The sequence below is a fragment of the Bradyrhizobium sp. USDA 327 genome (assembly GCF_041262065.1).
Lineage (GTDB): Bacteria > Pseudomonadota > Alphaproteobacteria > Rhizobiales > Xanthobacteraceae > Bradyrhizobium > Bradyrhizobium liaoningense.
The window spans coordinates 3,453,824-3,464,832 of the sequence record NZ_JBGCCW010000001.1; the positions used below are offsets into that span (position 1 = coordinate 3,453,824).

Below are 11,009 nucleotides of genomic sequence, written 5' to 3' on the forward strand. Positions count from 1 at the left end.
AGAGCTCAGCCCTTCATCAGATTGACGTCCTCAACCGCGATCGAGCCGCGGTTGCGGAAATAGACCACCAGGATGGCGAGACCGATCGCAGCTTCAGCAGCCGCAACCGTCAGCACCAGCAGCGCGAAGACCTGGCCGACGATGTCGCCGAGGAAGGTCGAGAACGCCACGAGGTTGATGTTGACCGAGAGCAGGATCAGCTCGATCGACATCAGGATGACGATGATGTTCTTGCGGTTCAGGAAGATGCCGAGGATGCCGAGCGTGAAAAGGATCGCGCCGACCGCCAGATAATGCCCGAGCCCGATCGTCATTTCACCCACTCCGCCGCATCGGCGTCCGAGAGCCCCTGCCCCGGCGCCACCTTGCGCATCGCCATCGCCATCTCGGGCGTGCGCGCGTTCTGAACGTTGATGTCCTGCCGCTTCACGCTCGCCTTGTGCCGGAGCGTCAGCACGATGGCGCCGATCATGGCGACCAGCAGCACCATGCCCGAGAGCTGGAAGTAGTGGATGTACTTCGTATAGAGCACGAGGCCGAGCGCTTCGGTGTTGCTGACATTGGCCGGGATCGCCGCCGTGATCGTCTTGGAGACGCCGGGATTGATGACCCAGAAGCCGACGGTGAGCAGCAGCTCGAACAGGAAGATGCCGCCGATCACGAGGCCGACCGGCAGGTACTCGATGAAGCCCTCGCGCAGTTCGAGGAAGTCGACGTCGAGCATCATGATCACGAACAGGAACAGCACCGCGACCGCGCCGACATAGACGACGATCAGCATCATGCCGAGGAACTCGGCGCCCATCAGCACGAACAGGCCGGAGGCGTTGACGAAGGCCAGGATCAGGTACAGCACGGAGTGCACGGGATTGCGCGAGACAATCACCATCACCGCCGAGGCGACGCAGATGCCGGCGAACAGATAGAAGAACAGCGCGGGAAGGATCATGCTCTCATCTCACCGGTACGGCGCGTCGAGCTCGATCGCTTTCGCGATCTCGCGTTCCCAGCGGTCGCCATTGGCGAGCAGCTTGGCCTTGTCATAGAACAGTTCCTCGCGGGTCTCGGTCGCGAACTCGAAGTTCGGGCCTTCGACGATGGCGTCCACAGGACAGGCCTCCTGGCAGAGGCCGCAATAGATGCACTTCACCATGTCGATGTCGTAACGCACGGTGCGGCGGGTGCCGTCGTTGCGGCGCGGACCGGCCTCGATGGTGATGGCCTGCGCCGGGCAGACCGCTTCGCACAGCTTGCAGGCGATGCAGCGCTCTTCGCCGTTCGGATAGCGGCGCAGCGCGTGCTCGCCTCGGAAGCGCGGCGAGATCGGGCCCTTCTCGAACGGATAGTTCAGCGTCGGCTTCGGCTGGAAGAAATAGCGCATGGCGAGGAAGAACGCCGAGACGAATTCCGACAGAAGAAGCGAGCGTGCAGTGGCGTTGACGTTGATACCCATGACGGCCCTCACTTCGGCGCGATGCCGGCGAAATGCAGCACGCCGGCCACCACGATCACCATCGCCAGGGACAGCGGCAGGAACACCTTCCAGCCGAGGCGCATCAGTTGATCGTAGCGGTAGCGGGGCACGATCGCCTTCGCCATCGCGAACAGGAAGAACATGAAGAACAGCTTCAGCGAGAACCAGATGATCCCCGGCACCCAGTTGAAGGGCGGCAGGTCAACCGGCGGCAGCCAGCCCCCGAGGAACAGGATGGTCGCCATCGCGCACATCGTGACGATCGCGACATACTCGCCGAGCATGAACAGAAGGTACGGAGTCGAGCCGTATTCGACCATGAAGCCGGCGACGAGCTCGGATTCCGCTTCGACGAGGTCGAAGGGCGGACGGTTGGTTTCCGCCAGCGCCGAGACGTAGAACACGACGAACATCGGGAACAGCGGCCAGACGTACCAGTTCAGGATGGTGAGCTGCGGCAACCCGATCAGGCTGGCGAGGCCGCGCGCGTGCTGGGCCTCGACCACGGCCGACAGGTTCAGCGTGCCCGCGCAGAGCAGCACCGTGATGATGACGAAGCCGATCGAGACTTCGTACGACACCATCTGCGCCGCCGAGCGCAGCGCGGCCAGGAACGGATATTTCGAGTTCGACGACCAGCCGGCCATGATGATGCCGTAGATCGACAGCGACGAGATCGCGAAGATGAAGAGGATGCCGACATTGATGTCGGCGATCACCCAGCCGAGATTGGTCGGGATCACCGCCCAGGCGGCGAGCGCGAGCACGCAGGACACCAGCGGCGCCAGCAGGAACACGCCCTTGTTGGCGCCGGCCGGAATGATCGGCTCCTTCAGCACGAACTTCAAAAGGTCGGCGAAGGATTGCAGCAGGCCCCATGGGCCGACCACGTTCGGGCCGCGGCGGATCTGCACCGCCGCCCAGATCTTGCGGTCGGCGAGCAGGATGTAGGCGATCGCGACCAGGAGGACGACAAGCACCAGGACGCTCTGCGCGACCATGATGATCAGCGGCCAGAGGAACCCGGTCCAGAATGCGCTTTCGAAGAATTCCATCAGATCACGCTCACTCCGCTGCGGTCAGCATTTGCCCGGAGGCGAGGCGCGAGCATTCCGCCATCACGGCGGATGCACGCGCGATTGGGTTGGTCAGGTAGAAGTCCTCGACCAGCGGCTTGAACGGCGCCTTCTCGGGCGAGCCGCCCTTCCCGGCCAGCTTCTTGACCTGGTCGGCGGTGCCGGCCTCGATCTGGTCGAGACGCATCAGATGCGGCACGGTCTTGAAGATCGCCTGGCGCAGCGCCGCGAGCGAATCGTAACCGAGCTTCTTGCCCAGCGCTTCCGACAGCGCGCGGATGATCGCCCAGTCCTCGCGGGCTTCGCCCGGCGGGAACGCGGCGCGGCCGGTCATCTGCACGCGGCCTTCGGTGTTGACGTAGATCGCGGACTTCTCGGTGTAGGCGGCTGCCGGCAGGATGACGTCGGCGCGATGCGCGCCGCGGTCGCCATGGGTGCCGATATAGACGACGAAGGTGCCGTCCGGCGCCTTGATCTCGTCGGCCCCCAACAGGAACAGCAAATCGAGCGTGCCGAACGTCGTCATCTGCGCAGCGTTGAGCCCGCCGCCCGTGGCGGAGAAGCCGATGTCGAGCGCACCGACGCGCGAAGCGGTCTCGTGCAGCACGCCAAAACCGTTCCAGCCGTCCTTCACCGCGCCGACGTCGAGCGCGAGCTTGGCGGCGGCGGCGAGGATGGCAGCGCCATCGTGACGGGCGGCCGCGCCCGCACCGACCAGAATGATCGGATTCTTGGCGTTCTTCAGCACGTCCATGAAGGAGTGCTTGCCGGCCGCGAGCTCGCTGAGCGTCTCGGTGCCTGCGCCGAGGTGGTCATAGTCGTAAGTGAGATCGGCCTTGGTGCCGATCACGCCGACCTTGAAGCCGCCGGCACGCCAGCGCTTGCGGATGCGGGCGTTGAACACGGCCGCCTCTTTCCGCGGGTTGGCGCCGATGATGAGCAGCGCATCGGCCTGCTCGACGCCCAAGAGCGTTGGGTTGAATATGTAGGAGGCGCGGCCGAGCGCGGGATCGAAGGCGTCGCCGCCCTGCACCGCCAGATTGCTCGAGCCATACTTGGCGAGCAGATCCTTCAGCGCGAACATCTCCTCGACACCGGCGAGGTCGCCGGCGATCGCGCCGATGCGCTTGCCGTCGGTGCGCGCCGCCTTGGCGGCGATCGCGGCGAAGGCCTCGGTCCAGCTCGCCGCGCGCAGCTTGCCGGCCTCGCGGATATAGGGCCGGTCGAGCCGCTGGGTGCGCAGGCCGTCGACGACGTGGCGGGTCTTGTCGGAGATCCACTCCTCGTTCACGGCCTCGTTGATGCGCGGCAGAATACGCATCACCTCACGGCCGCGGGTGTCGACGCGGATCGCCGATCCCAGGCCGTCCATGACGTCGATCGACTGGGTCTTGCCGAGCTCCCACGGACGCGCCGCGAACGCATAGGGCTTCGAGGTCAGCGCGCCGACCGGGCAGATGTCGACGAGATTGCCCTGCAGTTCCGACGTCAGCGCGTGCTCGAGATAGGTCGTGATCTCCATGTCCTCGCCGCGGCCGGTCGCGCCCATCTCGGGGGCGCCGGCGACTTCCGCCGAGAAGCGGACGCAGCGCGTGCACTGGATGCAGCGGTTCATCGAGGTCTTGACCAGCGCGCCGAGATATTTGTCCTCGACCGCACGCTTGTTCTCGGCGAAGCGGCTGGTGTCGACACCATAGCCCATCGCCTGGTCCTGGAGGTCGCACTCACCGCCCTGGTCGCAGATCGGGCAGTCCAGCGGATGGTTGATGAGAAGGAACTCCATCACGCCTTCGCGCGCCTTCTTCACCATCGGCGAACGGGTGGAGATCTCCGGCGGCTCGCCCTTGGGGCCTGGACGGCAGTCGCGCACGCCCCAGGCGCAGCTGGCGACCGGCTTCGGGCCGCCCTTCACCTCGACGAGGCACATCCGGCAATTGCCGGCGATCGACAGCCGCTCGTGATAGCAGAAGCGCGGAATCTCGGCACCGGCCGCCTCGCACGCCTGGAGCAGCGTGTATTCGGCGGGGACGTCGATCTCCTTGCCGTCGATGATGAGCTTGGTCATGTCTCTTACTCCGCCGCGACCATGTTCACGGGATCGCGGACGCCGATATCGTCGATGTCAGCCTTGTGCGAATACTGGTCGATGCGCGCTTCGATCTCGTGACGGAAATGCGTGATCAGGCCCTGGATCGGCCAGGCCGCCGCGTCGCCGAGCGCGCAGATGGTGTGGCCTTCGACCTGTTTTGTCACTTCAAGCAGCATGTCGATCTCGCGCTTGTGGGCGCGGCCCTCGGCCATGCGGGTCAGGACCCGCCACATCCAGCCGGTGCCCTCGCGGCACGGCGTGCACTGGCCGCAGCTCTCGTGCTTGTAGAAATAGGAGATGCGGGCAATGGCGCGGATCAAATCGGTGGACTTGTCCATCACGATCACGGCCGCGGTGCCGAGGCCCGAGCGCAGCTTGCTCAAGGAATCGAAATCCATCGGCGTGTCGATGATCTGCTCGGCCGGCACCATGCGCACCGACGAGCCGCCGGGGATCACGGCCTTGAGGTTGTCCCAGCCGCCGCGAATGCCGCCGCAATGCTTCTCGATCAGCTCACGGAACGGAATGCCCATGGCTTCTTCGACGTTGCAGGGCCGCTCGACATGGCCGGAGATGCAGAAGAGCTTGGTGCCGACGTTGTTCGGGCGGCCGATGCCGGCGAACCACGCCGCGCCGCGGCGCAGGATATCCGGCGCAACGGCGATCGACTCGACGTTGTTGACGGTGGTCGGGCAGCCAAACAGGCCGACATTGGCCGGGAACGGCGGCTTCAGGCGCGGCTGGCCCTTCTTGCCTTCGAGGCTTTCGAGCAGCGCGGTTTCCTCGCCGCAGATATAGGCGCCGGCGCCGTGGGCGACATAGATGTCGAACGGCCAACCGTTGACGTTGTCCTTGCCGACCAGCTTAGCCTCGTAGGCCTGGTCGATCGCGGCCTGGAGGTGCTCACGCTCGCGGATGAACTCGCCGCGGACATAGATGTAACAGGCGTGCGCGTTCATCGCGCAGCTGGCGATCAGGCAGCCCTCGATCAGGAGATGCGGATCGTGCCGCATGATCTCGCGATCCTTGCAGGTGCCGGGCTCGGATTCGTCGGCGTTGACGACCAGATAGCTCGGCCGGCCGTCGGTCGATTCCTTCGGCATGAAGGACCATTTCAGACCGGTCGGGAAGCCGGCGCCGCCGCGGCCGCGGAGCCCCGAGGCCTTCATCTCGTTGATGATCCAGTCGCGGCCCTTGTCGATGATGTTCTTCGTGCCGTCCCAGGCGCCGCGGCGCCGCGCGCCCTCGAGCCCCCAATCGTGGAGGCCGTAGAGGTTCTTGAAGATGCGGTCCTTGTCCTCGAGCATATCAGTGCTTTCCGATCAACGATTGGACTGCTTGTAGGCAAGTCCGGCGGCGCAGATACCAAACGTCAGCGCCCAGAGCAGACTAGATTCCAGCGATGCGTTCAGGCCGAAGCGCTGAAGCAGGAAGATGAAAGCGGCCGCCACAACGGCGTGCATCGCGATGAAGCCCCACTTCTCCATGGCACCGCTCCCCTGCATTGCCGGCGACGAGAGATCACGCATCAGGTGATCTCCTTCAGCGTGGTCGGCCCGGTGATCGGCGCCGAGAACTGGCGGCCGTTCTGCGGACCCGGCTTGGGCGGATTGCCCGAAGCAAAACCGTCGAGCACCTTGCCGAAGCTTTCCTTGGTCAGGTCCTCGTAAGTATCCTTGCCGATCAGCACCATCGGCGCGTTCACGCAGGCGCCCAGGCACTCCACCTCTTCCCAGCTGAAATTGCCGTCCTTGGAGAGATGGAAGGGCTCGTGATGGATGCGGTGCTCGCAGACGTGGATCAGATCCTCGGCGCCGCGCAGGCGGCACGGCGTGGTGCCGCAGACCTGGACATGGGCCTTCTTGCCGACCGGGGCGAGCTGGAACATCGTGTAGAAGGTCGCGACTTCCAGCACGCGGATATAGGGCATGTCGAGCATGTCGGCGATGACGCGGATCGCGGCTTCCGACACCCAGCCGTCGTTCTGCTCCTGCGCGCGCCAGAGGATGGCGATGACAGCGGAAGCCTGGCGGCCGGCCGGATATTTCGCGATCTGCTGCCTGGCGAATGCGAGGTTCTCCTCCGTGAACGCAAAGCTCGCGGGCTGGACTTCCTTCGGTGCTAATCGGCGAACGGACATCTCTAATCTCTCACTGCATACGGCGCGCGGTTTTCGCATTCAGGGCATCGATCCTGTCCTGCCAGAATGCGCTTGCGGTGCCGAAAACGTTGTAGCCGACGTGGGTCGAGACCTTGATGCGGTCGAGGATCGACAGCTCGGTCACGGTCTCCATCCGGTTACTGCGCGGATCGAACACGATCAGCTTCAGCGGGGTCTGTTCGAGGATGAAGCGCGACACGGCATGGGAGCGGTCGCTGCCGTGCTCCTCGCACATGATGACGCTGTCGGCCTCAAGCAGCCGGGCGCCGCCCTTGATCGCCTCGATCTCGACGCCCTCGACGTCGAGCTTGATCAGGTATTTGCCGGTGGCCGCGACCTTGCCGTCGTCGATGAGGTTGTCGAGCGCGATCACGGACACTTCTTCACCGCCCGCCGACGGATCGCCGGCAATGCTGAAGGCCTCGTGCTTGGTGCCGGACAGCCGCGCGGTGCCGCGGGCCGCGCCGATGGCGCACTTCATGGTCTCGAAGCGGTTGCCGTTGACGCGGGCGTTGTTGGCGAGCTTCGGATAGTTCTGCCCCGATGGCTCGATCGCGATCGCCTTGTGCGAACCGAACGGCTTGCTCGACACCAGCACCGACCAGTAGCCGTAATTGGCGCCGCAATCGAGCAGGGTGTAATCGACGTCGATCGAGTCGGCGAACAGCAGCTCGAGCTCGTCCTCGTAATTGTAGGAGCGGTTGAGCAGCTTGCTCCAGTAGCCGTCGCCGTAAGGGAATTCGAACACGGCGTCGGGATTGAGCCTGATCGCGATGTTGCGCTCGGGCAGCGTCCTGCGCAGCAGATTGGCGCAGGCGATGTAGCCCATATGCGAGAAGTGCGAGGAGATCTTCGATCCCGTCATCAGCGCCAGGGCAGCCGTCCGCTCCCACAGGTTGGCCCCTTCAAGGGCCCCCGAGGCGCGGTCGAACTGGATTGGCGCCTGCTGCCCCATCAGCGATCGACCTCTCCGAACACGATGTCGAGCGAGCCGAGGATCGCCGAGACGTCGGCGAGCAGATGGCCGCGGCAGATGTGATGCATGGCCTGCAGATGCGCAAAGCCCGGCGCGCGGATCTTGCACTTATAGGGCTTGTTGGTGCCGTCGGCGACGAGATAGACGCCGAACTCACCCTTCGGCGCTTCGACCGCGGCATAGACTTCGCCGGCCGGCACGTGGACGCCCTCGGTGTAGAGCTTGAAGTGGTGGATCAGCGCTTCCATCGAGCGCTTCATCTCGCCACGGCGCGGCGGCGCGACCTTGTTGTCCTCGACGACGACGGGGCCCTTGCCCTCAGGCGCGTTCAGCTTCTGGATGCACTGCTTCATGATGCGCACGGACTGACGCATCTCTTCCATGCGGATCAAATAGCGGTCGTAGCAGTCGCCGTTCTTGCCGATCGGAATGTCGAAATCCATCTCGGCGTAGCACTCGTAGGGCTGCGACTTGCGCAGGTCCCAGGCCGCGCCGGAGCCGCGCACCATCACGCCCGAAAAGCCCCACTCCCAGGCTTCCTTGAGCGACACGACGCCGATGTCGACGTTGCGCTGCTTGAAGATGCGGTTGGCGGTAAGCAGCCGGTCGAGGTCATCGACCACCTTCAGGAACGGATCGCACCAGGCCTCGATGTCGTCGACCAGCTTCTGAGGCAGGTCCTGATGCACGCCGCCAACGCGGAAGAAGGCCGCGTGCATGCGGCTGCCCGAGGCACGCTCGTAGAACACCATCAGCTTCTCGCGCTCTTCGAAGCCCCACAGCGGCGGGGTCAGCGCGCCAACGTCCATCGCCTGCGTGGTGACGTTGAGCAGATGCGACAGGATGCGGCCGATTTCGCAATAGAGCACGCGGATCAGCTGGCCGCGGCGCGGCACCTCGATGCCGAGCAGCTTTTCGGCTGCGAGGCAGAAGGCGTGCTCCTGGTTCATCGGCGCGACGTAATCGAGCCGGTCGAAATACGGGATCGCCTGGAGATAGGTTTTCTGCTCGATCAGCTTCTCGGTGCCGCGATGCAGCAGGCCGATATGCGGATCGACGCGCTCGACCACTTCGCCGTCGAGCTCCAGCACCAGCCGCAACACGCCGTGCGCAGCCGGATGCTGCGGACCAAAGTTGATGGTGAAGTTACGGAGGTTTTCGGGTTGCTCGTTCATGATCAGACCTTCGGCCCCGCTTTCTCGTCACCGGGCAGCGGATAGTCCGCCCCTTCCCACGGCGAGAGGAAATCGAACTTGCGGAATTCCTGATTGAGCCGGACAGGCTCGTACACCACCCGCTTCTCCTGGTCGTCGTAGCGGACCTCGACGAAACCGGTGAGCGGGAAGTCCTTGCGCAGCGGATGCCCCTCGAAGCCGTAGTCGGTAAGGAGGCGGCGCATGTCGGGATGACCAACGAAGAACACGCCATAGAGGTCGTAGGCCTCGCGCTCGAACCAATCCGCGCCGGGGAATTCGTCGATCAGCGACGGCACCTGCGTGGTCTCGTCCGCTTGCGCCTTGAGCCGGATCCGCGTGTTCAGCGTCGGGGACAAGAAGTGGTAGATCACGTCGAAACGCTTTTCGCGATCGGGATAGTCCACCGCCGTGATGTCGGTGATGTTGACGAAACGGCAGTTCGGATCGTCGCGGAGGTACTTGACCACCTCGACGATCTTGGCGGCCTCAACATCCACGGTGAGCTGGTTGAACGCCACCGAGTGACCGGTAGCGGCGCCCGGAAGCGCACTAACGATCGTCTGCCCCAGGGCGTCGAGCTTGGCGTCATCCATGACGTAAAACCTTAGCGTTCGATGGTGCCGGTGCGCCGGATCTTCTTCTGCAGCAGCAGCACGCCGTAGAGCAGCGCTTCCGCCGTGGGCGGGCAGCCCGGCACATAGATGTCGATCGGCACGATGCGGTCGCAGCCACGCACGACCGAGTAGGAATAGTGATAATAGCCGCCGCCATTGGCGCAGGAGCCCATCGAGATGACGTAGCGCGGCTCGGGCATCTGATCGTAGACCTTGCGCAGCGCCGGGGCCATCTTGTTGGTCAGGGTTCCCGCCACGATCATCACGTCGGACTGACGCGGCGAGGCACGCGGCGCGAAGCCGAAGCGCTCGACGTCGTAGCGCGGCATCGACACCTGCATCATCTCGACCGCGCAGCAGGCGAGGCCGAAGGTCATCCACATCAAGGAGCCGGTACGCGCCCAGGTGATGAGATCATCGGTCGCGGCCACGAAGAAGCCCTTGTCGGACAGCTCGGAATTGACCTCGAGGAAGAACGGATCATTGGCCCCGACCGGTCTGCCGGTCGACGGATCCAGGATGCCCTTCGGGGCCGGCGCGACAACCGGACCCGCGGACGGTGCAGGATTCAATCCCATTCCAGTGCTCCCTTCTTCCACTCATAGGCGAACCCGACCGTCAGCACGGCGAGGAACACCACCATGGACCAGAACCCGGTCGCGCCAAGCTTGCCGAACGCAACCGCCCAGGGAAACAGGAACGCCACCTCGAGGTCGAAGATGATGAAGAGGATGGCGACCAGATAGAAGCGGACGTCGAACTTCATGCGGGCGTCGTCGAAGGCGTTGAAACCGCACTCATACGCCGACAGCTTTTCCGGGTCCGGCTGCTGAAACGCCACGATGAAGGGCGCGATCAGCAGCACCAGGCCAATGAGGCCCGCTACCCCTATAAAGACGACAAGTGGTAGATAGTTCTGAAGAATGCCGCTCATTGACGAGCCCTTTTTCCCGCAGCCTCGGGACAGCCACGGATTCGTCCGATTTGGAATTATTCTGAGCCTTAGCGCAGTGCACCAATGGGCGCAAGACACGCTCTTTTCAGGCCCTTTGCCGCTCCCAGAACGGTGAAAATCCCGGAATCACCCCGCGGCTGGTATGGAGCAGATCGCCTGACCCAGCAAGGGCAGTCACGGTTTCGCAGGTCAGCAGTTCTGAGATTGCGGCGCTCGGGCCGGGACAGCTATGCGCGATGCGCTGACGACCAAAATGCTCGGTTTTCTCGGGTCGGCAGCACACTCAAACCCCGGCAATGACCGCCGCAGGTCCCCTCCCGCCACCGCAGCAGCAGATTTTGCCAACGGTCTTCCCAGAGCAGCGCAGCCAAGGGAGCCAATGATGGTGCGCGCCGCGATCAGGACAGGTGCCGCAAGGATACTATCCACAGCTGCGAATGATCGGAAGAGCCATGCGTCACGACGGGG

13 protein-coding genes are annotated in these 11,009 nt (G+C 64.2%); all 13 read right to left on the reverse strand.

The genetic code is table 11. From position 1 onward, the window contains the following. Positions 1–5 precede the first annotated feature (5 nt). The 13 genes from nuoK to ABIA42_RS15930 are packed head-to-tail and all read right to left on the reverse strand — an operon-like array spanning position 6 to position 10,520. Positions 6–314 (reverse strand): NADH-quinone oxidoreductase subunit NuoK, encoded by a 309-nt coding sequence (gene nuoK, locus ABIA42_RS15870; protein WP_008547737.1) that lies wholly within the window; start codon positions 312–314, stop codon positions 6–8. Continuing rightward, on the reverse strand, positions 311–949 hold the full coding sequence (locus tag ABIA42_RS15875) for an NADH-quinone oxidoreductase subunit J (protein WP_028136073.1): 639 nt from the start codon (positions 947–949) through the stop codon (positions 311–313). The genes nuoK and ABIA42_RS15875 overlap by 4 nt, the downstream gene beginning before the upstream one ends. A 9-nt stretch (positions 950–958) precedes the next feature. Beyond that, on the reverse strand, positions 959–1,453 hold the full coding sequence (nuoI, locus tag ABIA42_RS15880) for an NADH-quinone oxidoreductase subunit NuoI (RefSeq protein ID WP_191093171.1): 495 nt from the start codon (positions 1,451–1,453) through the stop codon (positions 959–961). An 8-nt stretch (positions 1,454–1,461) separates the two neighbouring features. Beyond that, a complete protein-coding gene (nuoH, locus tag ABIA42_RS15885) occupies positions 1,462–2,529 on the reverse strand; it encodes an NADH-quinone oxidoreductase subunit NuoH (protein WP_271529316.1) in 1,068 nt (355 codons plus the stop codon). 10 nt (positions 2,530–2,539) lie between these two features. After that, positions 2,540–4,615 (reverse strand): NADH-quinone oxidoreductase subunit NuoG, encoded by a 2,076-nt coding sequence (gene nuoG / locus ABIA42_RS15890; protein WP_370123414.1) that lies wholly within the window; start codon positions 4,613–4,615, stop codon positions 2,540–2,542. A 5-nt stretch (positions 4,616–4,620) separates the two neighbouring features. Beyond that, positions 4,621–5,946: an NADH-quinone oxidoreductase subunit NuoF gene (gene nuoF / locus ABIA42_RS15895; RefSeq protein WP_028178209.1), complete on the reverse strand. Its 1,326-nt coding sequence runs from the start codon at positions 5,944–5,946 to the stop codon at positions 4,621–4,623. A gap of 15 nt (positions 5,947–5,961) precedes the next feature. Next, positions 5,962–6,168 carry a hypothetical protein gene (locus ABIA42_RS15900; RefSeq protein ID WP_028178210.1) on the reverse strand — a complete coding sequence of 69 codons (207 nt, stop codon included), beginning with the start codon at positions 6,166–6,168 and terminating at the stop codon, positions 5,962–5,964. Continuing rightward, positions 6,168–6,779: an NADH-quinone oxidoreductase subunit NuoE gene (nuoE, locus tag ABIA42_RS15905; RefSeq protein WP_271529318.1), complete on the reverse strand. Its 612-nt coding sequence runs from the start codon at positions 6,777–6,779 to the stop codon at positions 6,168–6,170. Before nuoE ends, ABIA42_RS15900 begins: the two co-directional genes overlap by 1 nt. Before the next feature lie 10 nt (positions 6,780–6,789). Further along, complete coding sequence (locus tag ABIA42_RS15910) at positions 6,790–7,755, reverse strand: FkbM family methyltransferase (protein ID WP_271529319.1); 966 nt, start codon at positions 7,753–7,755, stop codon at positions 6,790–6,792. Next, entirely contained in the window at positions 7,755–8,951 is a 1,197-nt protein-coding gene (locus ABIA42_RS15915) for an NADH-quinone oxidoreductase subunit D (protein ID WP_028178213.1), read from the reverse strand. The genes ABIA42_RS15910 and ABIA42_RS15915 overlap by 1 nt, the downstream gene beginning before the upstream one ends. A 2-nt stretch (positions 8,952–8,953) precedes the next feature. Beyond that, the gene (locus ABIA42_RS15920) at positions 8,954–9,565 is read right to left on the reverse strand and encodes an NADH-quinone oxidoreductase subunit C (protein WP_370123409.1); all 612 of its coding nucleotides are present in this window, start codon (positions 9,563–9,565) and stop codon (positions 8,954–8,956) included. 11 nt (positions 9,566–9,576) lie between these two features. Next, the gene (locus ABIA42_RS15925; RefSeq protein ID WP_370124085.1) at positions 9,577–10,158 is read right to left on the reverse strand and encodes an NADH-quinone oxidoreductase subunit B family protein; all 582 of its coding nucleotides are present in this window, start codon (positions 10,156–10,158) and stop codon (positions 9,577–9,579) included. Continuing rightward, entirely contained in the window at positions 10,155–10,520 is a 366-nt protein-coding gene (locus tag ABIA42_RS15930; protein WP_008136158.1) for an NADH-quinone oxidoreductase subunit A, read from the reverse strand. Before ABIA42_RS15930 ends, ABIA42_RS15925 begins: the two co-directional genes overlap by 4 nt. Between the last annotated feature and the right edge of the window lie 489 nt (positions 10,521–11,009).

Coding starts and splice junctions, on each gene's coding strand:
- ABIA42_RS15875 (WP_028136073.1), bottom strand. CDS start 949: ATGATCCTTCCCGCGCTGTTCTTCTATCTGTTCGCCGGCATCTGCGTC.
- nuoE (WP_271529318.1), bottom strand. CDS start 6,779: ATGTCCGTTCGCCGATTAGCACCGAAGGAAGTCCAGCCCGCGAGCTTT.
- ABIA42_RS15930 (WP_008136158.1), bottom strand. CDS start 10,520: ATGAGCGGCATTCTTCAGAACTATCTACCACTTGTCGTCTTTATAGGG.
- ABIA42_RS15900 (WP_028178210.1), bottom strand. CDS start 6,168: ATGCGTGATCTCTCGTCGCCGGCAATGCAGGGGAGCGGTGCCATGGAG.
- nuoH (WP_271529316.1), bottom strand. CDS start 2,529: ATGGAATTCTTCGAAAGCGCATTCTGGACCGGGTTCCTCTGGCCGCTG.
- nuoG (WP_370123414.1), bottom strand. CDS start 4,615: ATGACCAAGCTCATCATCGACGGCAAGGAGATCGACGTCCCCGCCGAA.
- nuoI (WP_191093171.1), bottom strand. CDS start 1,453: ATGGGTATCAACGTCAACGCCACTGCACGCTCGCTTCTTCTGTCGGAA.
- ABIA42_RS15915 (WP_028178213.1), bottom strand. CDS start 8,951: ATGAACGAGCAACCCGAAAACCTCCGTAACTTCACCATCAACTTTGGT.
- nuoK (WP_008547737.1), bottom strand. CDS start 314: ATGACGATCGGGCTCGGGCATTATCTGGCGGTCGGCGCGATCCTTTTC.
- ABIA42_RS15910 (WP_271529319.1), bottom strand. CDS start 7,755: ATGGGGCAGCAGGCGCCAATCCAGTTCGACCGCGCCTCGGGGGCCCTT.
- ABIA42_RS15920 (WP_370123409.1), bottom strand. CDS start 9,565: ATGGATGACGCCAAGCTCGACGCCCTGGGGCAGACGATCGTTAGTGCG.
- nuoF (WP_028178209.1), bottom strand. CDS start 5,946: ATGCTCGAGGACAAGGACCGCATCTTCAAGAACCTCTACGGCCTCCAC.